This window comes from Algibacter sp. (assembly GCF_039977455.1).
Classification (GTDB): Bacteria; Bacteroidota; Bacteroidia; order Flavobacteriales; family Flavobacteriaceae; genus Algibacter_B.
Genome location: NZ_JBDWDG010000022.1, coordinates 466,291 through 487,463 on the forward strand (window position 1 = coordinate 466,291; position 21,173 = coordinate 487,463).

At 32.9% G+C, this 21,173-nt stretch carries 24 protein-coding genes; 12 read left to right on the forward strand and 12 right to left on the reverse strand.

All coding sequences use genetic code 11. The features are described 5' to 3' along the window. Positions 1-35: 35 nt before the first annotated feature. From ABJM36_RS10920 to ABJM36_RS10930, 3 genes are all read left to right on the forward strand, one after another. On the forward strand, positions 36-791 hold the full coding sequence (locus ABJM36_RS10920; protein ID WP_348451480.1) for an SGNH/GDSL hydrolase family protein: 756 nt from the start codon (positions 36-38) through the stop codon (positions 789-791). Between the two features lie 102 nt (positions 792-893). Next, on the forward strand, positions 894-1,799 hold the full coding sequence (locus ABJM36_RS10925) for a metallophosphoesterase family protein (protein ID WP_348451481.1): 906 nt from the start codon (positions 894-896) through the stop codon (positions 1,797-1,799). Next, positions 1,800-2,594, forward strand: a complete 795-nt coding sequence (locus ABJM36_RS10930; protein ID WP_348451482.1) for a DUF1853 family protein — start codon at positions 1,800-1,802, stop codon at positions 2,592-2,594. 185 nt (positions 2,595-2,779) lie between these two features. On the opposite strand, the gene ABJM36_RS10935 is transcribed toward ABJM36_RS10930, so the two are convergent. From ABJM36_RS10935 to ABJM36_RS10945, 3 genes are all read right to left on the reverse strand, one after another. Beyond that, entirely contained in the window at positions 2,780-3,109 is a 330-nt protein-coding gene (locus ABJM36_RS10935; RefSeq protein WP_348451483.1) for a 2Fe-2S iron-sulfur cluster-binding protein, read from the reverse strand. A gap of 198 nt (positions 3,110-3,307) precedes the next feature. After that, complete coding sequence (locus ABJM36_RS10940; RefSeq protein ID WP_348451484.1) at positions 3,308-3,550, reverse strand: NifU family protein; 243 nt, start codon at positions 3,548-3,550, stop codon at positions 3,308-3,310. Between the two features lie 3 nt (positions 3,551-3,553). Next, on the reverse strand, positions 3,554-4,693 hold the full coding sequence (locus ABJM36_RS10945) for an Mrp/NBP35 family ATP-binding protein (protein WP_348451485.1): 1,140 nt from the start codon (positions 4,691-4,693) through the stop codon (positions 3,554-3,556). A 242-nt stretch (positions 4,694-4,935) separates the two neighbouring features. On the opposite strand from ABJM36_RS10945, the gene ABJM36_RS10950 reads away from it, so the two are divergent. Next, positions 4,936-5,802, forward strand: coding sequence for a hypothetical protein (locus ABJM36_RS10950; RefSeq protein WP_348451486.1), 867 nt, complete (start codon positions 4,936-4,938; stop codon positions 5,800-5,802). A gap of 45 nt (positions 5,803-5,847) precedes the next feature. On the opposite strand, the gene ABJM36_RS10955 is transcribed toward ABJM36_RS10950, so the two are convergent. From ABJM36_RS10955 to trmB, 3 genes are read right to left on the reverse strand one after another with little or no spacing between them, the layout of a single operon-like run. Beyond that, positions 5,848-6,177, reverse strand: coding sequence for an MGMT family protein (locus tag ABJM36_RS10955; protein WP_348451487.1), 330 nt, complete (start codon positions 6,175-6,177; stop codon positions 5,848-5,850). Positions 6,178-6,196: 19 nt separating this feature from the next. After that, the gene (locus ABJM36_RS10960; protein ID WP_348451488.1) at positions 6,197-6,826 is read right to left on the reverse strand and encodes a LysE family transporter; all 630 of its coding nucleotides are present in this window, start codon (positions 6,824-6,826) and stop codon (positions 6,197-6,199) included. Positions 6,827-6,828: 2 nt separating this feature from the next. After that, positions 6,829-7,503: a tRNA (guanosine(46)-N7)-methyltransferase TrmB gene (trmB, locus tag ABJM36_RS10965; protein ID WP_348451489.1), complete on the reverse strand. Its 675-nt coding sequence runs from the start codon at positions 7,501-7,503 to the stop codon at positions 6,829-6,831. A 137-nt stretch (positions 7,504-7,640) separates the two neighbouring features. On the opposite strand from trmB, the gene ABJM36_RS10970 reads away from it, so the two are divergent. Continuing rightward, a complete protein-coding gene (locus ABJM36_RS10970) occupies positions 7,641-8,693 on the forward strand; it encodes a glycosyltransferase (protein ID WP_348451490.1) in 1,053 nt (350 codons plus the stop codon). Between the two features lie 9 nt (positions 8,694-8,702). On the opposite strand, the gene ABJM36_RS10975 is transcribed toward ABJM36_RS10970, so the two are convergent. Both ABJM36_RS10975 and ABJM36_RS10980 read right to left on the reverse strand, forming a co-directional pair. Further along, on the reverse strand, positions 8,703-9,752 hold the full coding sequence (locus tag ABJM36_RS10975) for an ATP-binding protein (RefSeq protein ID WP_348451491.1): 1,050 nt from the start codon (positions 9,750-9,752) through the stop codon (positions 8,703-8,705). Positions 9,753-9,754: 2 nt separating this feature from the next. Further along, on the reverse strand, positions 9,755-10,435 hold the full coding sequence (locus ABJM36_RS10980) for a response regulator transcription factor (protein ID WP_348451492.1): 681 nt from the start codon (positions 10,433-10,435) through the stop codon (positions 9,755-9,757). A 194-nt stretch (positions 10,436-10,629) separates the two neighbouring features. Here ABJM36_RS10980 and ABJM36_RS10985 point away from each other — a divergent pair, with 194 nt between their 5' ends. The 3 genes from ABJM36_RS10985 to ABJM36_RS10995 all read left to right on the forward strand — a co-directional run bounded on the left by ABJM36_RS10985 (position 10,630) and on the right by ABJM36_RS10995 (position 12,684). Continuing rightward, a complete protein-coding gene (locus tag ABJM36_RS10985; protein WP_348451493.1) occupies positions 10,630-10,971 on the forward strand; it encodes a T9SS type A sorting domain-containing protein in 342 nt (113 codons plus the stop codon). A gap of 239 nt (positions 10,972-11,210) precedes the next feature. Next, the gene (locus tag ABJM36_RS10990; protein WP_348451494.1) at positions 11,211-12,191 is read left to right on the forward strand and encodes an acyl transferase; all 981 of its coding nucleotides are present in this window, start codon (positions 11,211-11,213) and stop codon (positions 12,189-12,191) included. Between the two features lie 46 nt (positions 12,192-12,237). Continuing rightward, on the forward strand, positions 12,238-12,684 hold the full coding sequence (locus ABJM36_RS10995) for a YHS domain-containing (seleno)protein (RefSeq protein WP_348451495.1): 447 nt from the start codon (positions 12,238-12,240) through the stop codon (positions 12,682-12,684). A 124-nt stretch (positions 12,685-12,808) separates the two neighbouring features. Here the strand turns inward: ABJM36_RS10995 and tyrS are convergent, their stop codons facing one another. Continuing rightward, complete coding sequence (gene tyrS, locus ABJM36_RS11000; RefSeq protein ID WP_348451496.1) at positions 12,809-14,104, reverse strand: tyrosine--tRNA ligase; 1,296 nt, start codon at positions 14,102-14,104, stop codon at positions 12,809-12,811. Between the two features lie 87 nt (positions 14,105-14,191). Here tyrS and ABJM36_RS11005 point away from each other — a divergent pair, with 87 nt between their 5' ends. Beyond that, on the forward strand, positions 14,192-15,193 hold the full coding sequence (locus tag ABJM36_RS11005) for an NAD-dependent epimerase/dehydratase family protein (RefSeq protein WP_348451497.1): 1,002 nt from the start codon (positions 14,192-14,194) through the stop codon (positions 15,191-15,193). Here the strand turns inward: ABJM36_RS11005 and ABJM36_RS11010 are convergent. The 3 genes from ABJM36_RS11010 to ABJM36_RS11020 are packed head-to-tail and all read right to left on the reverse strand — an operon-like array spanning position 15,168 to position 17,829. Continuing rightward, entirely contained in the window at positions 15,168-15,758 is a 591-nt protein-coding gene (locus ABJM36_RS11010) for a DUF4296 domain-containing protein (protein ID WP_348451498.1), read from the reverse strand. The two genes, ABJM36_RS11005 and ABJM36_RS11010, sit on opposite strands and share 26 nt — an antisense overlap. Next, positions 15,755-17,095 carry a dihydroorotase gene (locus ABJM36_RS11015; protein WP_348451499.1) on the reverse strand — a complete coding sequence of 447 codons (1,341 nt, stop codon included), beginning with the start codon at positions 17,093-17,095 and terminating at the stop codon, positions 15,755-15,757. The genes ABJM36_RS11010 and ABJM36_RS11015 overlap by 4 nt, the downstream gene beginning before the upstream one ends. 11 nt (positions 17,096-17,106) lie before the next feature. Then, entirely contained in the window at positions 17,107-17,829 is a 723-nt protein-coding gene (locus ABJM36_RS11020; protein WP_348451743.1) for a polyprenol monophosphomannose synthase, read from the reverse strand. 115 nt (positions 17,830-17,944) lie between these two features. On the opposite strand from ABJM36_RS11020, the gene ABJM36_RS11025 reads away from it, so the two are divergent. The 3 genes from ABJM36_RS11025 to ABJM36_RS11035 all read left to right on the forward strand — a co-directional run bounded on the left by ABJM36_RS11025 (position 17,945) and on the right by ABJM36_RS11035 (position 21,163). Next, complete coding sequence (locus ABJM36_RS11025; RefSeq protein WP_348451500.1) at positions 17,945-18,592, forward strand: DUF4271 domain-containing protein; 648 nt, start codon at positions 17,945-17,947, stop codon at positions 18,590-18,592. Positions 18,593-18,615: 23 nt separating this feature from the next. Continuing rightward, the gene (locus ABJM36_RS11030) at positions 18,616-19,365 is read left to right on the forward strand and encodes a uroporphyrinogen-III synthase (RefSeq protein WP_348451501.1); all 750 of its coding nucleotides are present in this window, start codon (positions 18,616-18,618) and stop codon (positions 19,363-19,365) included. Between the two features lie 232 nt (positions 19,366-19,597). Then, positions 19,598-21,163, forward strand: a complete 1,566-nt coding sequence (locus tag ABJM36_RS11035) for a T9SS type B sorting domain-containing protein (RefSeq protein ID WP_348451502.1) — start codon at positions 19,598-19,600, stop codon at positions 21,161-21,163. The last annotated feature ends 10 nt before the right edge of the window (positions 21,164-21,173 follow it).

Below are 21,173 nucleotides of genomic sequence, written 5' to 3' on the forward strand. Positions count from 1 at the left end.
AATGCAATGTTTCGTATATTTAGGTAAAAACAACGATGAAACTTCAAGTTTATTTACTCCCCATTTTAATAATTGCTGGTTTAAGCTGCTCGAACGCACCCACAAACTCCCAAGAACAAAGCACGCTTAAGGTTTTCACACCTTTAGAAACAATCGAGGAAGAAACTATACCTAAAGGACTAGACACCATAAAATATCTAGCTTTAGGAGACAGCTATACTATAGGGCAAAGTGTTTGTGGAACTTGTAGATTTCCAGAAATTTTAAAACGTGATATTTTAAAAAATATTGATTCTATTTCTAATTTTGAGCTATCAATAATTGCACAAACTGGCTGGACAACTACCAATTTAATAAACGCCATAGAAAACGAAAACCCTAATTCACATTTTAATTTGGCAACCCTTTTAATTGGTGTTAATAATGAGTTTCAAAACAAGCCTTTTAGTCTTTACCAGTCTGAATTCCCACAGCTCGTTAACATCGCTATTACTAAAGCCAAAGGCAATAAAGACAATGTTATTGTGGTCTCTATCCCAGATTACGCCTATACGCCTTTTGGGCAAGGCAACCCTAATATATCTGCCAACTTAAACACCTACAATACGTTCGCTAAAAATTACTGCGATACAAATAACATTAGCTACGTTTATATTACAGATATTACGAGGCTCGGAATAGAAAATCCAAATTTAGTGGCTAGCGATGGTTTGCATCCTTCAGAACTGGCTTATTCCAAGTTTGTGCAGAGGTTACTTCCTGTGGCTATTGAAAAACTTAAAAAGGAATAATCTGCAATAAACAGTTTCAACAGAAAGGCTTTTTATTTACATTTACTATCTTACGTATTATAAACTGTTTTCATTTCAATTCATTAAGTTTTAAACTGTTCTATGTTTTCATCCAAGAAAAGATTAGATAACGCTTACCGAAACGCCAAAATTATTGATTTTGACAATGATAGTAAGTTTATTCTATTTAGTGATTGCCACCGAGGTGACAATAGTTTTGCCGACGATTTTGCCAATAACCGGAACATCTACTTTCATGCTTTAAAACATTACTATACTGAAGGGTTTCAATATTGCGAAATTGGCGATGGCGATGAGCTTTGGGAAAACCTGTCGTTTAACTCTATACTTAATGCGCATAAAAACGTGTATATGCTTATGAAAGAATTTCATAAAAATAAGCGTTTACACATGATATGGGGTAATCATGATATGGTTTATAGAGATCCTAAATATGTTAAAAAAAATTTATCGACATATTTTGATCCTAAAAGAGGAGAAGAGGTTGAGCTTTTTAAGGATATAAAATACCATGAAGGCATCGTATTAAAACATTGTATGACAGGACAAGAGTTATTTTTAACTCACGGACATCAGGCAGATTGGTGGAATTTCTTATTTTGGAAATGGAGTCGATTTATGGTTCGTGTACTTTGGAAACCATTAAATGTGATGGGAATTGCAGACCCAACAAGTCCTGCAAAAAATTACACTGAACTTATAAAAGTAGAACGCAGAACAAAAAGATGGATTACCGAAAACAATAATGTAATGACCATTGTTGGCCATACACACAGACCGCGTTTTCCTAAACCTGGTGATATAGCATTTTTTAATGATGGAAGTTGTGTACATCCGCGAAGCATTACGGGTATTGAGATTGAAAACGGCGAGATATCACTTATCAAATGGCAAATAAATACCAACGATGATGGTGTGCTGAAAATTGTTAGAGTCCTATTGGAAGGCCCAAGGAAGTTGATAGATTATAAAACTCAAAAAAACTAAATGCTCCAAAAAAGATACGAAGGCTTTTTAAAAACACCATGTTTATGGAAAGGTAATGCTGTTTCTAATTTACTTCAATTTGAAATTGATTCTAACGCCAACAAAATAGATATCGTTTTAGATGAAAACCTGCGCTTAGGAAAATATGTAGAGCGTTTAGTGTCTTTTGAAATTGAGCAAGAAAACAACATTTCTGTTTTAGCTGAAAATATACAAATTCAAGATGACAAGATTACTTTGGGTGAAATTGATTGTTTGCTTCTTAAAAACAACACACCCATTCACCTTGAAATTATTTATAAATTTTACTTGTATGATGCATCTGTTGGGCAATCTGAAATTGACCATTTTATTGGTCCAAATAGAAAAGATTCTTTAATTGAAAAGCTTAGAAAATTAAAAGATAAACAACTACCACTACTCTACTCTGATGCTTGTAAACCATATTTGGAGAAACTTGATTTAAATGCTAAAAACATTACCCAGCAAGTGTATTTTAAAGCGCAGTTATTTTTACCTTTTTCTAATAAAGATATTGAGTTAAAAACGTTGAACCCTGATTGTATTGTTGGCTTCTATATTAACCAAAATGATTTGCATCAATTTGAAAATTGCAAGTTCTTTATTCCAAATAAAAAGGATTGGTTGCTAGAGCCACACACCCATATAAATTGGTTAAGTTTTGAAGCTTTTAAAATATGTACTAAAGATTATTTTGATCAGCAATTTTCTACGTTATGCTGGATAAAATTTAATTCTGGCGAATTGAAAAAACTGTTTTTGGTTTGGTGGTGATTATTGTCTTTTCTTGAAGGCATGACTTTAGCACATACTCCCGCGTTAGGGATTGTAGTGGCATCCTTTTTTTGTTGCCATAAATGGCAACAAAAGATACAGTGGAAAGCCCGACCCTTGTGGTAACGTCCGAAAAATTAATCCTAAAAAATTAATTTTGATGAGATTTCTGCCTTTGCAGGAATTTAGCTTTCTGGAGCCAATTCCACCTCTAAACCTTCCATTTCTGGAGTAATTTGAATTTGGCACCCTAGACGGCTGTTATCCTTAACATCAAAAGCTTCTGATAGCATAGCCTCTTCATCGTCGCCCATTTCTGGCAATTCGGTTCCGCTTAACACGTAGCATTGACAAGACGCGCACATAGCCATTCCACCGCAAACACCAATGGTGCCCTCTGGGGCAAGCTCGTAAGATCTAACAACCTCCATAAGATTCATGGCCATATCGGTTGGGGCAACTATATCGTGAGTTACTCCGTCTCTATCTGTGATTTTTATATTTACGTCTTCCATTACTTTGTTTTGTACTTATGCTAAATGCATGTCATTATTCGTGCCACAAATTTAAGACTTGCAAATTTATTTTTTAATGATTTTTTAGCTAATTTAAAATGTAGACTAAAAAAATAAGGAATCGTCAAAATTTTTCAATTTTAAGATTCCTTTTTTATTAGAATTATACTTTGATTGAAAGTTTAATAGTAACTTATACTAAGCTTCAATATTAATAACCTGTTCTATTTGTGGTGCGTACTTTTTAATAGTCATTTCCACACCCGATTTTAGCGTCATTTGGTTTACACTACAACCTACACATGCACCTTTTAATTGCACTTTCACTAATTTATTATCTTCAATAGATAATAATGAGATATCGCCACCATCACTTTGCAGGAATGGACGAATTTCTTCAAGGGCGAATTCTACTTTTTCTTTTAGTTCTTCTGAGGTCATAATTTATTTTTTAACAGCTGAACAACCTGCCATAGTTGTAATTTTAATAGCTTCGGTTGGTGGTAAATCGTCATTTCGTCTTACAACTTCTTGCACAACATTTTGAGTTAATTTCTCGAATGCTTGCTCTAATGGCGTTGCTGTTTGTAACGCCGCCGGACGACCAACATCACCAGCTTCTCTTATGCTTTGCACCAATGGTAACTCACCTAAAAAAGGCACATTTAAGTCTTCGGCTAAATGTTTAGCACCTTCTTTACCGAATATAAAATATTTATTATCTGGTAATTCTGCAGGTGTAAAGTATGCCATATTTTCTATAATTCCTAATACCGGCACATTTATACTTTCTTGCTGAAACATTGCTACACCCTTTTTAGCATCGGCCAAAGCTACATTTTGTGGTGTACTAACCACAACTGCACCTGTAATTGGTAAAGATTGCATGATACTTAAATGAATATCGCCTGTTCCAGGGGGTAAATCCAGAAGCAAGAAATCTAATTCGCCCCAATGAGCATCAAAAATCATTTGGTTTAAAGCTTTTGCTGCCATTGGCCCACGCCACACGACCGCTTGATCTGGTTTTGTAAAAAACCCGATAGATAATACTTTTACACCATAATTTTCAATAGGTTTCATTTTTGATTTCCCATCAATATTTACAGCTAAAGGTTTTTCGTTTGCGACATCGAACATTATTGGAATAGATGGTCCATAAATATCGGCATCTAAAACCCCAACTTTAAATCCCATTTTAGCTAAAGTAACTGCTAAATTTGCTGTAACGGTAGATTTCCCTACACCACCTTTACCAGATGCTACCGCAACTATATTTTGAATACCAGGAATTGGTTTTCCTTTAATAACATTAGCTTTTGGCTTTTCTGCTGGAGCTTCAACTTTTACGTTTACAGTAATTTTAGCTTTCTCATAAACCTGTTCATGAATGGTTTTAAGAATATCGACCTCTGTACGCTTTTTAGCCTGTAAACTTGGGTTTTGTATTGTAATATCAACAATAACCTCATCGCCGAAAGTGATGACGTTTTTTACTGCACCGCTCTCTACCATATTTTGTCCTTCGCCAGGTACAGTAATACTTTCGAGTGCTTTAAGTATGTCCTTTTTATCTAGTTTCATATTTTTTTGAAATCTGTTTCAAAACGAGGATGTAAAAAGCATATTCCTTTTTGCCACAGCCTCTAAGTGTGGTTATGTGAATTTTTAAATCCTTAAACCGCACCAATTAAGAATCAATCTAAGCGCAAAGATAGTTAATAATGCCCGAAACTTTAAGCTTGTTGTTAGAAGTTTTTACTATATAACCATTGGGTTTGGTTATCGTAATAAAGCGCTGCTTTAATCTTAAAACGGCATAGTTTATGCAACCTATATTTTCTAATTTCACATCTATGAAACACTCGTTATTTTTCTTAATATTTGTAATTAGTTTTAACAGTATAAGCTATAGCCAAGGAAAAATAAAAGAAGCAGAGGACAGTTTAAAAGACAACCAAAACACGAGTAATAACAGCCAAACTGAAACAACTTACACAAATAGCTGTAATGCCCCGAAAGGCAACTTTTTAACTGATGTTATTGGTGGTTTATTTATACAATTACTTGCTTATACGGCTTATGGCATTGCTATTGAAAGTCCATTTGAAACAACACATTTAGCTAATAATGCTTATTTAACTAAACACCCTTATAAAAATTCTGAAACAGGTAACTTCTCTTATTATTGGAATGATGATACAGAATTATTTACTACTTCCATTACCACTAGGTGTCTTTTTGAAACCAATAGGTTATACGGTTATCATTTAAATGCGGATTTGCGATTTTTTAAACGTTTTGGCTTAGAGCTAGATTACCTACAACTTTGGGAAGAAAACCCGAACTTTGGCAATAACACTTTAGCCATTTACACGGCCTTAGCTAAATACAATCGGATACGTACGGAACATTTTAATGCGTATTGGGGTTTGGGTGCTTCTTATATTAATGGTGATGTTAATGCATTAGGGTTTACATACGGCTTAGGTGCCGAATGGTTTTTTATAAAACCCTTTAGTTTGGCTAGTAATTTTAATCAGATATTGGTGAATGATAATACTGTTAATAAATTCAATGGGCTTTTAAATTACCACAGAAAACAATATAAGTTTATAGGAGGCTACGAATATTTAAAAATAGGAAATATTGGTGTTTCTAATGTGAGTTTAGGTATAGGGATTTATCTTTGATTAAGTTTTGTCATTATTGGTGAATTTTAAAAAATTAATACAGAATTACAATTCCTTAGAAGGATCCCAATACACGGTTTCTAAATTTTGAATTTGATTTTCAATGACAGTAACACCTTCACTTTCCAAAAGCTGTTGCATAAGGTTTGTACCATCAAAATGACGCTTTCCTGTAAGTAACCCTTTTCTGTTTACAACGCGATGAGCCGGAATATCTTTTCCGTGAGAACCGTTCATAGCATACCCTACCATTCTAGCACTTCTAGCTGCTCCTAAATATTTAGCTATAGCACCATAACTTGTAACACGACCATATGGAATTAACTTAGCGACCTCATAAACTTTATCGAAAAAATTTAGTGTTTCTGGTTTCATGTGTAGTTTCTATTATTTTCTAATAATCTTGTATCATATTAATGATGGTTACAATAGAAATAACACCTGTAATACCGCCTATAATACGGTTCATGTTTTTTTGAGACGTAAAGGCTTTTCCTTTTATTTTATCAAAAAAGAAAATATACAAATACAACGTTACAAAGGTACCAGTAGCAGCACCAGCTACATAAGCCATAATACTAGTTTGCTCGAAGGTCATCCAACCAAAAGAAGCCAAAGTAATAGTCATATAAGCTTGATACGGAATAGGAAATACATTTATACCTGATAAAAACATACCTTGAAAAAACCGACTATGCTTACTTCTTATTTTGGGTTCCTTTTGCCGTTTAGGTTCAGATTTGGCAATAAACAAAAAGTAAATAGTTATTAAAATAAAAATAACCAAAGCGATAGCCCTCAAAACACCAATAACTTCATGATTCTTACTTAAATAGCGCGCAAAAATACTTGCTAAATACGTTTGTATTAAAACGATAACACATACACCTCCGGAAAACACAATACCTCTAACATGGCCTTCTTTTAGGCTTATTTTGGCTGCTGTCATATTTAACAACCCTGGTGGAATAACACCAATCATTGCAAAAAATAAACCTAAAAAAAATATAAAGGTGATATTCACACTTATTTTATTTTGAATTTAATGTAGGTAATGGGTTTGTTTTGTTCTAAATATTGCGACTCGTAAAAGGTTTGAATACTTGTTACCTCTTCCGGACTACCCTCTTGTTTATAAACATTATGATTAGCATAAAGCACTTCGTGTCCTGCACCATGCAACAAACCAAGCGTGTAACCATGCATAAATTCACTATCGGTTTTAAGGTTAACCTCGCCTTCAGGTTTTAAAATTTGCTTGTAACGCTCCAAAAAGGCCGCATTAGTCATACGGTGTTTGGTACGCTTATATTTTATTTGCGGATCTGGGAAGGTTATCCAGATTTCGTCAACCTCGTTTTCTGCAAAGGCATGATCAATTAATTCTATTTGTGTTCGAAGAAAAGCTACATTGGGTATATTTTCTTCAATGGCCGTTTTAGCACCTCGCCAAAAACGAGCACCTTTTATATCGATCCCTACAAAGTTCTTATTAGGGTATTTTTTTGCTAAAGCAACCGAATACTCACCTTTACCACAACCTAACTCTAAAACCAAAGGGTTATCGTTATTAAAGATATTTGCTCTCCAGTTTCCCTTTTGCTTAAAATTTGAATTTACCAAATCTTCTCTTGTGGGTTGAACGACATTTGAAAACGTTTCGTTTTCTTTAAATCTTCTAAGTTTGTTTTTACTTCCCAAAGTTTATTAACGATTTCTTATTATTATATAATTTTTGGTAAAATTAAGGAAATAAATGGCAGCCTTAATATCTTATCTTTGATTATCGTTAAAAAGTACGTGAGGCCTGCCTTTGAGGTACGTATAAATAATTAGTTATGAAAAAACGGATTTTAGTTGCTCCCTTAAATTGGGGACTCGGACATGCCACGCGGTGTATTCCTATAATTAAGGCCTTAATTAACGCCAATTTTGTTCCGATAATTGCTAGCGATGGTGTTGCATTAACATTGCTGCGGAAGGAATTCCCTAGTCTTCAAACTATAGAATTACCATCATATAATGTAACCTACTCTAAAAACGGAAAGTTTTTTAAGCTAAAACTACTTAAAGATTCTCCTAAACTTTTAAAGGCTATTAAGGCTGAAAAAAAATCGATTAAATCTATTATTGAAAAATATGATATTTGGGGTATAATTTCGGATAATAGATTGGGAGTAAGACATAAAAATGTACCATCGGTTTTTATAACGCATCAATTGAATGTATTGAGTGGTAATACCACTTGGTTAAGTACAAAATTGCATCAAAAGATCATCAAAAAATTTGATATATGTTGGGTTCCAGATGCTGAAGGCGATATAAATTTAAGTGGTAAACTAGGGCATATAGACAATTTTGACATCCCCATAAAATACTTAGGACCAATGAGTAGATTGACAAAATCGAACTCGAAAATTAAAAATGATATTTTAGTTTTATTATCGGGACCTGAGCCGCAGCGATCCTTACTTGAGGATAAGTTACTTTCTGAATTTAAAAAATTTAAAGGTAAAGTAGTGTTTGTTAAGGGTATCATGCAGCCTGAACAGAGCATACAATTTTTGGGCAACTTGACTATTTATAATTTTATGACTTCTGAATTATTAGAAAAAACTATAAATGAAAGCGCTTTGGTGGTATCGAGATCCGGATATACAACAGTAATGGATTTAGCTAAACTAAATAAAAAAGCGTTTTTTATCCCTACGCCTGGACAGTTTGAACAGGTATATTTAGCAAACCGACTTAGCGAGATGCTTTTAGTGCCCACTTGTTCTCAGGATGAGTTTACTTTAGAAAAATTAGATACGAATACGCCTTATAAAGGTTTAACAGCTTTTAATTTTGAATTGGATTACGAAAACTTATTTTCGATTTTTAGCCGATAAATTTAGTTTTTAAATAGAATCTGCTTTTTCTAAAGTAAACGAAAACTCACTACCTACACCAAACTCGCTTTCTACATAAATTTTTTCGTGATGTGCCTCTATAATATGTTTTACGATAGAAAGTCCTAAACCTGAACCACCTTCTTTTCTAGAGCCACTTTTATCCACACGGTAAAAACGTTCAAACAACCTTGGTATATGTACTTTACTTATACCTTCACCATTATCGGTTACACGCACAATGACCTTATTTTTAATAAGATTTTCTATGCTAATCTCTGTGGTACCCTTATCACTGCCATATTTTAGAGAGTTTACAATTAAATTGGCTAACACCTGTTGTATACGCTCTCTATCTGCATTTACCATAACAGGGTTTGGGTAATCCCTATCAAAAGTTAGCGTTATTTTTTTCTTGTGAGCTTTCATTTCCAACATATCAAACACGTTTTCTACAAGTTCAACAATATCAAAAACCTCCATATTTAAACTTAAATCACCAACTTCCAGTTTGGTAATCATGTCTAAATCTTTAATTATATATCCTAGTCTTTCAATACCTTTACTAGCACGTTCAAGATATTTTTCTCTAATATTTTTATCGTCCATGGCACCATCAAGTAAGGTTAAGATATAACCTTGAACGGTAAACAGTGGTGTTTTTAATTCATGAGACACATTACCTAAAAAATCTTTTCTGTAGGCCTCTCTAACTTTTAAGGATTCAATTTCAAACTTTTTATCCCTTGCAAAGCGATCTATTTCTTGTGTAAGCGTTTGCATGTCGGTGGTAATAGCACCTTTATCCAAATTAGCCGATTCTAAAAGGGTTAAATCATCGTATATCTTTTTTACACGCTTATAAATAAAACGTTCTACACTAAATTGAATAATTATAAAGGAAAATACAAATACACATACTGCAAGCAAAATAGGATAATACCAAAGCAATTGGAAATTAAAATACAAAAAAACACTCATTAAGAGTGTTGTGTATAATGTTATAAACAATGCTGTACGAGCAGCAAATCGATATGATTTTTTAAATTTTGCCTGCATGTTTAATCTACAAACTTATAGCCTACGCCTTTAATGGTTTTAAAGCTTTTATCACCTAATTTTTCACGAAGCTTTCTAATATGTACATCAATGGTTCTACCTCCAACAACAACTTCGTTACCCCAAACAGCATCAAGAATCTCATCTCTTTTAAATACTTTTCCTGGTTTGGATGCAAGTAAAGATAATAATTCAAATTCTTTTCTAGGTAAAACAAGCTCTTTACCTTTCGAAATAATTTTATACTCGTCTCTATTAATAACCAAGCTACCAACTTTTAATGTCTCGGAAACCTCTACCTCTTTAAAGCGTCTTAAAAGTGCTTTAACTTTACTTATTAAAACCTTTGGTTTTATAGGCTTGGTTATATAATCATCGGCACCAGCATCAAACCCTGCAACTTGAGAATAATCCTCTCCTCTAGCGGTTAAAAACGTAATAATTGAATGCTTTAAATCAGCAATTTTTCTAATGTTTTCGCAGGCCTCAATACCATCCATTTCTGGCATCATAACATCAAGAATTATTAAATGCGGAAGTTCACTTTTAGCTTTCTTTACACCTTCTAATCCGTTTTCTGCTGTAATAACTTGATATCCTTCATTGGACAAATTATAGCCTACTATTTCTAAAATATCTGGCTCATCATCAACCAATAAAATCTTAATATCCTTGTTTTTCATTATTAAAATACATGTTTCTTGAAGTAAAGATAAAGCTTAAAACATAAGATTATAAAATTTTTAAAATAAATAACAATTAGGTAACAATAGGCTTACCTACTGTTAACATTTCGACCAATTACCCCAATCTTTAACAGTATTTTGGCATCAATTTTGTAGTAATTTGTTACTTTTATAACACCAAATCGTAGTATATGAAAAAAGTTTACTTTATAATTTTATTTTTAAGCTTTGCGTGTTTTACCTCCCAGAAAATGGAGGCTCAAGCGTATGCTCAAAACACGGCATCACCTTCAAAAATAGAAGGTTTAACCATTTACCCTAACCCTGTAAATGCTGCAAAACCATACATTAATATTAGCTCTAAACGTAGTCTTATTAAAAATGTTGAAGTTTTTGATGTGTTAGGGAAAAAAGTATTTGCTACCGTTTTAGCCGGAAAAGAGTTAAACGTTTCTAACCTACAAAAAGGCGTTTACATCTTAAAAATTAGCGAAAACAATGTTAGCGAATCTAGAAAACTTGTTATTCGATAACTTATTTATTTAAAATATTATTAAGGCGTTGTTTTTAGCAGCGCTTTTTTTTGTTTTTTTGTGGCGTTACCCGAAAAGGGTCGGGCTATCGCTTACAAGTCCTCGCACCTCCTACGTCGAGCTGTGGGCTTTCCACTACTATCCCTAACGCAAATACCAACTAAACTTCAACAGTTCTACTTGTATAAGAATACCATATTAATAAATTGTATTACGTACTTTTGTTTCTTTGTTAAAGCATGATAGATACACAATCCATATTTAATATTAAAACCCAAGCAGACTTTGAAGATATAGCACTTAAAATCTTCAAGTTTCAGTTTGATAACAATAAAGTTTACAGATCGTTTTGCGATTTGTTGTACATACACCCTAGCGATGTAAAAACTCTTAAGGACATCCCTTTTTTACCCATTCAATTTTTTAAAACCCGAGAAGTTTTAAGTGATTCTGCACCTATAAAAACAACTTTTACTAGTTCTGGCACAACCGGAAGCGAAACGAGCAAACATCATGTTACCAATCTAGATATTTACCAGCAAAGCTTTACTAAAGGTTTTCAACAATTTTATGGACCTATTGAAGACTTTGTTGTTTTAGGGCTTTTACCATCTTATTTAGAGCGCAAAGGATCGTCCTTAATTTATATGGTGGATTCTATGATAAAAACCTCTAAACATCCCGAAAGTGGTTTTTACTTAAATAACCTTTCAGAATTAAAAGACACATTAATTAAACTGGATCAAGATGGTAAAAAAAATATTCTTATTGGTGTGTCATTTGCTTTATTAGATTTAATTGAAACCTATAAATTCGACTTAAAAACCACCATTATCATGGAAACAGGCGGTATGAAAGGTCGTAGAAAGGAACTTATTAGAACCGAACTACATAATACCTTAAAAAAAGGTTTTGGTGTAGACCACATTCATAGCGAATACGGCATGACCGAACTTTTAAGTCAGGCCTACTCCAAAGGAAATGGCGTATTTAATTGTCCGCCTTGGATGAGTGTTTTAACTCGTGACCCTGAAGATGCACTTACTATTCAAAAACCAGGAAAAGCTGGTGGCTTAAACATAATAGATTTAGCCAATATAAACTCGTGTTCCTTTATTGCTACTCAAGATTTAGGACGGGTAAATAGCGATAATTCCTTTGAAGTTATTGGACGTTTCGATAATTCGGACATTCGTGGATGTAACCTTATGGTGCTTTAGCTTGTAAGGTATTCGGAATTTTTAGACTTATTATAAAACATTATTTATGAAAAGTTTAATGGTATTACTTCTACTAACTATTTCCACAGTATCGGCACAATCTATAGATTATAACTTAAAAAATGGATTTATAGCCAATGGTTACGATGTTGTAGCTTATTTTAATAATAAAGCTATTGAGGGTGATAATACCTACACTGCTTCTTTTGATGGCGCTAAATACAAGTTTTCAACCGAAGAAAATTTAAAAACTTTTAAGAAGAATCCTGAAAAATACATTCCCGAATATGGGGGTTATTGTGCTTATGCCATTGGTGCAAAAAGCGATAAAGTCTCTATAAATCCAAAAACATTTCAAATTAAAGATGATAAGCTTTATTTGTTTTATAATGCTTGGGGCACAAATACTTTGGATTTATGGAAGAAGGAAAACGAAAATAAATTAAAAGATAAAGCCGATAAAAATTGGCAAAAAATAAAATTTAAAAAATAATTATAAAACTGAGTAAGTTATTAAAAAGAATTACGACCAACTAATAGCTAAGAAAAAGAAAAATTAGCTTTTTAGTTAGTTGGTTAATTATAAAGCCTGAGTGAAAACTCAGGCTTTATTGTTTTTAAACAATTTGTAACACAAAATAATTTTTCTTGCCACGCTGTAACAAAACAAACTTATTATTAATTAAGTCTTTTGTAGTAATACTATAATCGTCTTTTACTTTTTCTTTATTAACAGAAATAGAATTTTCCTTTAGTGCTCTTCTAGCTTCACCGTTCGATTTTAAAAAACCGCCTTTTTCAGCTAAGGCAGCAATGATATCCAACCCGTTTTCTATTTCAGATTTTTCTATTTGAGTTTGTGGCACGCCATCAAAAACATCTAAAAACGTTTGTTCGTTCAATTGCTTTAAATCTTCGCTAGTGGATTTTCCAAATAAAATACTACTTGCTTTTATGGCATTATCTAAATCTTCTTTAGAGTGTACCATTACTGTAATCTCCTCAGCCAAACGCTTTTGCAATACTCTTAAATGTGGTGCTTCTTTATGTTCTTCAATTAAGGCTATAATTTCTTCTTTTTCAAGAAAGGTAAATATCTTAATGTATTTTTCTGCATCAATATCGCTAGTATTTAGCCAATACTGATAAAACTTATAAGGTGAAGTTCTTTTTGTATCTAGCCATATATTCCCACCTTCAGTTTTACCAAATTTAGTTCCATCTGCTTTAGTGATTAAAGGCCATGTTAAAGCGTACCCTTTACCAGAATCTACTCGTCGTATCAACTCCGTACCTGTGGTGATGTTCCCCCACTGGTCACTACCTCCCATTTGTAAAGTACATTTTTTGTTTCTGTATAAATGCAAGAAATCATAACCTTGTACTAATTGATATGTAAATTCGGTAAAACTCATACCTACCGAAGATTCAGAGGACAAACGCTTTTTAACAGAATCTTTCGCCATCATATAATTGACGGTAAGGTGTTTACCTACATCTCTAATAAATTCAAGAAATGAAAACTTTTTCATCCAATCATAATTATTAACTATGATAGCTGCATTTTCCGCATCACTATCAAAATCTAAAAATCGAGACAACTGTTCCTTAATAGCATTTTGATTATGCTCAAGGGTTTTTTCATCTAGTAAATTCCGTTCTGCAGATTTCCCTGAAGGATCTCCAATCATACCTGTAGCCCCACCAACAAGCGCAACGGGCTTATGTCCTGACAATTGAAAATGTCTTAACCCCATAACACCTACTAAATGACCAATATGTAACGAATCGGCAGTTGGATCAATACCAACATAAGCCAAACGCATAGACTCTAATAGATGCTCCTCAGTACCTGGCATGCTATCTTGTATCATGCCTCTCCAAGTTAATTCTTCAACAAAATTCTTTATCATTATTCTTAAATTTTTACAAAACTATGCAAAGATAAAAATACAAGTATAATTCCTTATGGATTATGAATAATTCTTTAATTTAGTTGCATGATATTAGTAACAGGAGGAACAGGACTAGTTGGAGCGCATTTACTATATAAACTTGCTTCCGATAATGATAAAGTAAGAGCTATTTACAGAAATAAACAAAAAATTTCTAATACTAAAGATGTATTCTCTTGTTATACTGATAATAGCGATACTTTATTTAACCGCATAGAATGGGTTGAGGCAGACCTCTTGGATATCTCTGCACTTAGTGATGCTTTTATAGGAATTACAAAAGTATATCATTGCGCCGCGTTTGTATCGTTTGAGCCCGATAAATACCAACTTTTACGAAAAACAAATATTGTGGGCACTGCAAATATTGTTAACCTAAGTATTTCTAATAAAATTGAAAAGCTTTGTTATGTGAGCTCAATTGCAACACTAGGCAATACTTTAAAAAACACTGAAATAACAGAAGAAACCATTTGGAATCCTGAAGATGACAATAACGTTTACGCCATTACAAAATATGGTGCCGAAATGGAGGTTTGGAGAGGTACACAAGAAGGTCTTGATGCTGTAATTGTAAACCCTGGTGTTATTTTAGGTGCCGGTATTTGGCGTTATGGCACAGGGAATTTATTTAAAAAAGCTAAAAAAGGTTTTAAATACTATCCTTCTGGCACAGTTGGATTGGTAGCTGTAAATGATGTTATTGATATAATGATAACGTTAATGCATAGCCAAATTAAAAATGAACGCTTTATTCTAGTTGCAGAAAACTGGACTTACAAAAGGTTTTTACATGCCTTGGCAAAAGCTGTAAATGCAAAACCTCCTAAAAAACAAGCAAGTAAAAGACTTTTGAATATGGCTTGGAAAATGGATTGGTTAAAACATAAACTAACAGGTAAACGAAGACAATTAACTAAACATTTAGTGCAATCGTTAACTACAGAGAAACATTATAGTAGTACTAAAATAAAAACAGCTTTAAACTATAAATTTAAAGCTGTTGATAACACCATTACTGCTATTGGAAACCTTTATCTGAAATAGGTTCTACTAAACCTTCTATTTCCTGTATACTTTCTTCCAATAACTTTTCTTCATCTATTTCACCATTATTTTTCTTTAAACGCTCGCCATTTGGTTTTTTAAAAACACTTTTATCAATTGGATTAACGTTTAAGGAATCTACTGTCTTATTTTTTTCTTTTAAAACTGCTGCTAAAGAATCTGCTTCTCTTTTAGTTTGTTCTTTCCACTCTTTAGCTTCCTGTTCTTTTAAAACTTCTTTTAATTTTGTTAAGCTATCAGTTAACTTGGTATAAATCTCCTCATACTCATCAACATAATAGGAGTAATAACTATTGCTTAAAGCAAATTGTAAGCTATCAATATTATGTTTTTTAAAAACATAGTTATTCATATCAAGACCACTATCTCTCATAATCATCTTGTTTTTAGAATTAGCAGATGTTAATAGTCTAGCGTCAATTAAAATATCCACCATTTTATCTTTGGAGATTAATTTTTTTGGCTTTTCTGGACCTTTTAAATTAGTACAAGCTAGCGCCATAAAAATTATTCCAACAACAAGTAAAAGTCGTTTTAAAATCATCTATTAAAAGTTAAACGTTTTGCTGCTTTAACATCATTAAACTTCGCATTATGATACACCAAGGTACCATTTAAAAATGTATGTGTAATTCTAGATTTAAAAGTCGCGCCCTCAAAAGGTGACCACCCACATTTATATAAAATATTATCTTTTGTTACGGTCCATGGGTTATTTAAATCCACCAAAACCATATCGGCAAAATAACCTTCTTTAATGTACCCTCGTTTTTCAACTTGAAATAATATTGACGGGTTATGGCACATTTTCTCTACAATTTTTTCTAAAGATATTTTTTCTTTATGAAACATTTCTAACATGGCTGGTAAGGCATGTTGCACTAACGGGCCACCTGAAGGCGCACTAGTATAAACGTTATCTTTTTCCTCCTTAGTATGTGGCGCATGATCTGTTGCAATAACATCTATTCTATCATCCAAAAGTGCTTCCCATAATTGGTCCCTATCTTTTTCGCCTTTTACCGCAGGATTCCACTTAATTAAAGTACCCTTTTTATCGTAATCTTCATCAGAAAACCATAAATGATGGATACAAACCTCGGCAGTAATTTTCTTTTCGGCTAAAGGTATTTTATTTGTAAACAAACTCGTTTCTTTTCCAGTAGATAAATGGAACACATGTAATCTTGCTCCTGTTTTTTTAGCCAATTCTATAGCCTTCGATGAGGATATATAGCAAGCTTCCTCACTTCTAATAATAGGATGATATTTTACAGGAATATCGTCTCCAAACTTTTCAATATGTGCCTTTAAATTTTCCTTAATAGTACCCTCGTCTTCGCAATGCACAGAAATTACCATATCGGTACTTTCAAAAATTTTCTCTAAAACTTCAGGGTTATCAACCAACATATTTCCTGTCGATGATCCTAAAAATAATTTTAAACCCGCTACTTTGGTTTTATCTACTTTTAAAATTTCGTCTAAATTGTCGTTAGTACCACCAAACATAAACGAATAATTTGCAGATGATGTTTTTGCCGCAATATCAAATTTCTCCTCCAACTTTTCAATGGTAGTAGACTGTGGGTTTGTATTTGGCATTTCAATAAAAGAGGTAATACCTCCTGCAATGGCTGCTTTAGATTCGGTTTCAATATTCCCCTTATGCGTTAATCCCGGTTCTCTAAAATGAACCTGATCATCTATAACACCTGGCAACAGATATTTTCCTTCGGCATCATAAACTTGAACATCGGCAGATTTAGGACTAATAAACTCTCCTATTTGCTTAATATAATCACCTTCAATCAATACATCGCCATTAAAAATAGTGCCTTCGTTAACTATTTTAGCATTCTTAATTAGTTTAGTTTTCATTTGCATACGTTTCATTTCTTAAATAAACTTTTCAACTTCATTGAGATAACCCCAAAAATAGCTTCAGAAATAATTCCTGAATGTAATTTTGATTCTCCTAATGTTCTATCAGTAAATATAACTGGTACTTCTACAATTTTAAATCCTTTTAAATAGGCTTTAAACTTCATTTCTATTTGAAAGGCATAACCAATAAACTTTACAGCATCTAAATCTATGGTTTCCAAAACTTTCTTTTTATAACACACAAATCCTGCAGTAGTATCATGGATTTTCATACCTGTAATAAGACGCACATATTTTGATGCGCCGTAAGACATAAGTACTCTATTCATTGGCCAATTAACCACATTTACCCCTGTTTTATAGCGCGATCCTATAGCTAAATCAGCCCCTTCATTATGGCAAGCATGGTACAATTTTAAAATATCCTCTGGATTATGCGAGAAATCGGCATCCATTTCAAAAATATAGTCATAGCCTTTTGCTAGACTCCATTTAAAGCCATGAATATATGCTGTACCCAACCCAGATTTTTCCTTTCTAACTTCTAAAAACAATTTATCTTTAAACTCTTCTTGAAGCTCCTTAACCTTTAAGGCTGTTAAATCTGGCGAATTATCATCGACTATAAGAACATGTAACATAGGTGATTGCGAAAACACAGCCCTAATTATGGCTTCTATATTTTCAATCTCATTATATGTTGGAATAATTACAACCGTTTTCGACATATCCTCTTTGGTCAATCTTTTTTCTTTTGGCAAATGTACATTAATCGATTTTTATTTATTTTAAATATTCCTTAATAATATCTAGTAATATTAAAAATTATGATAATTTTATCGCATGCTTCGACACCTCGTTTCAAACGAAATATTTACCGTCCTGTTAATTATAGGCTTATTAATTGTAGCTATAGCCAAATTAACAGCGCCAAAACGTTTTGATGACTTTGTTTTAGTCCTAGGAAATGATAGGTACTTGAAAATTTACTCTAGAGATCAGAAATTTTTCGACAAGTTTGATGCCTTACTATTTACCAACTTAATTATTTCGGTTTCAGTGTTCTGTTTTATAAGTTATAAACAACTTACCAATACCCAAATTATTTCTGCCAACACCATGTTTAAACTCACCTTTAGTATTGGTGTTTTTATCCTAATTAAGGTCCTTATTGAGCGATTAATTGGTAGTCTTTTAGAAATTGATAAACTTATAGACCAATATCTTTTTCAAAAAATAAGTTTTAAAAATTATTTAGGTCTTTTATTATTACCCATCAACGCTTTATTGTTGTACACCTTTACGCCAACATTAACAATAATTTACGTAATTGTTATTATAATGCTAATTGTTAATATTATTGGCTTAATTAGTTCATTTAAAACACATCAAAGTTTAATAAAAAACAACTTGTTTTATTTTATTTTGTATCTTTGCGCTCTCGAAATCGCACCCTATATCATTTTATATAAGGTATTTATTTCTAATTAAAAGAAAAACAAACGCTAGCGCTTATGAAAGTGAAAACCATTTTAGTATCTCAACCAGAACCTAAAATAGAGAACTCTCCCTACTTTGATTTACAAGAAAAGCAACGTGTAAAAATTGATTTTAGACCATTTATTCATGTTGAAGGTGTGTCTGCCAAAGAAATTAGGCATCAAAAGATTGATTTAGCCGATTACACTGCTATTATTTTAACAAGTAGAAATGCTGTTGATCATTTTTTTAGAATAGCTGAAGAAATGCGATTTAAAGTTCCAGACTCTATGAAGTATTTTTGTCAGTCTGAAGCTGTGGCATACTACCTACAAAAATATGTAGTGTACAGAAAACGTAAAATTTATGTTGGGAAACGTACTTTTGCTGAATTATCGCCTTTAATTAAAAAATACAAAGACGAAAAATTCCTATTACCTAATACAGATAAGGTAAAGCCGGCTGTCCCAGATACACTTGATGCTTTAGGGGTTAATTGGAAACAAGCTACATTTTACAAAACTGTAGTTAGTGATTTATCTGATTTAGCAAACGTATCGTACGATGTGTTGGTATTTTTCAGTCCTTCTGGTATAGAATCTTTATTTCAAAACTTTCCAGATTTTAAACAAAACGAAACTAGAATCGCTGTTTTTGGAAATACCACTATTAAAGCTGTTGAAGAAAAAGGATTACGTGTAGATATTGCTGCTCCAACTCCTGAAACTCCTTCAATGACCATGGCGTTACAGAAATATATTGAAAAGGCTAATAAAGGGAAATAAGACTTTATTTTATTATAGATTAAAAAAAGGGGATAATTTTAAAAAATTATCCCCTTTTTTTGGTTATCATATTAACTTAAATCAAACTAATAATATTTTAAAAATAGACTACCACCCCCAATTCTAAACAATAATTTATAAGAATTGACTTTTAATTTATAAACCATTCCTTAACTATTTTGTAATATTGAGTATGATTTAACATTACAATTTTCTGTCAAAGTCAAACACCATGATAAAACATTGTTTAAAAACATACTATACTTCTTTTTTGTTCTTAGTCTTAACAACAATAGTGTATGGTAGTGTTTTATCTAGTACAGAATCTAATAACGGTGAAATAACAACATTACTACCTCCTAGTTGCACCACCTTAATTAAGCCATTACATGGAGATACTGATGTATCTGTAGAAACCAATTTTACTTGGGATTTTATTCCAAATGCTACAGGATATAAACTCACCCTAGGTACAACTCCAGGAGCCACAGATATTCTTGATCATTTTGATGTTGGCAACTCTACCTTTTACAACCTACCGGTAAATTTACCGGGAAGCTCAAATATTTATGTAACAATAACGCCTTATAATACCGATGGTGACGCTACAACCTGCATTGAAGAAAACTTTATTACCGGTGCATCAGCACCAGGGCTTACCTGCACCAATCTAGTACAACCGTTAAATAATGCTATTAATGTATCTGTTGCAACAGATTTAAAATGGCTTAAAGTGCAAAATGCAACAGGATATAGATTATCTATCGGCACAACGGTAAGCGGAACGGAACTTTTAAACAACTTTGATATTGGAAACACAACAACTTACAACCTTTCAGGAAACTACCCTGCTAATACAAGTATTTATGTAACCATAATACCTTACGACGCGTCTGGAGATAATTCCTCATGTATACAAGAACACTTTATAACAAGAGGTTCGGGTTTAGCGCCAAACTGTACAACGCTTTCTATTCCAAAGGATGGTGATACAGATGTTCTTTTTAATACAGACTTAACATGGCTTGCCGCCTCAGAGGCTACAGGATACACATTAAGTATTGGTACTACTGCTGGAGGTACCGATATATTAAACAATTTTGATGTAGGCAGCAACAATTACTACAATCCAACAAACGATTTCCCCGGAAACACCCGTGTTTTTGTTACCATAACACCTTATAACAACCAAGGTAACGCCACTAGTTGTGTATCTGAAAGCTTTACAACGGGAGCTGTGTTTCCTGTTCCTAATTGCACAAAACTAGTTTTACCCTTGGCAGATGCTTTTGATGTTCCTGTGGGTACCGATTTAGAATGGCTTCCAATTTCAGACGCTACCGGTTATATGCTGACGGTTGAAACATTTACCGATAATATTGATATCTATAATCGATTTGATGTTGGAAATATAACACGCTACGATATCCCTGCCGATCTTCCAGAAAACACTAGAATCTATGTTATTATAGAGCCTTACAATTTAGCAGGTGAAGCTATAGGATGTACCGAAGAAATTTTTACTACTGGAAAAGCTGGCATTCATTTACCACCAAAATTTTTCACCCCAAATAACGACGGAATCCATGACTTCTGGATAACCCCAAACCCCGTAAACAGGATAGCACATGTTAACATCTATAATCGCTACGGCAAACTTTTAAAAACGATAATTGATATTGAAAAAGGTTGGGATGGTACAAGTAATGGTAATATGTTACCAACTGATGATTATTGGTATCAAATCGTTTACAATGATAGTTCTACTCTACAAGGACACATGAGTTTAAAGCGATAAAACCGTATTC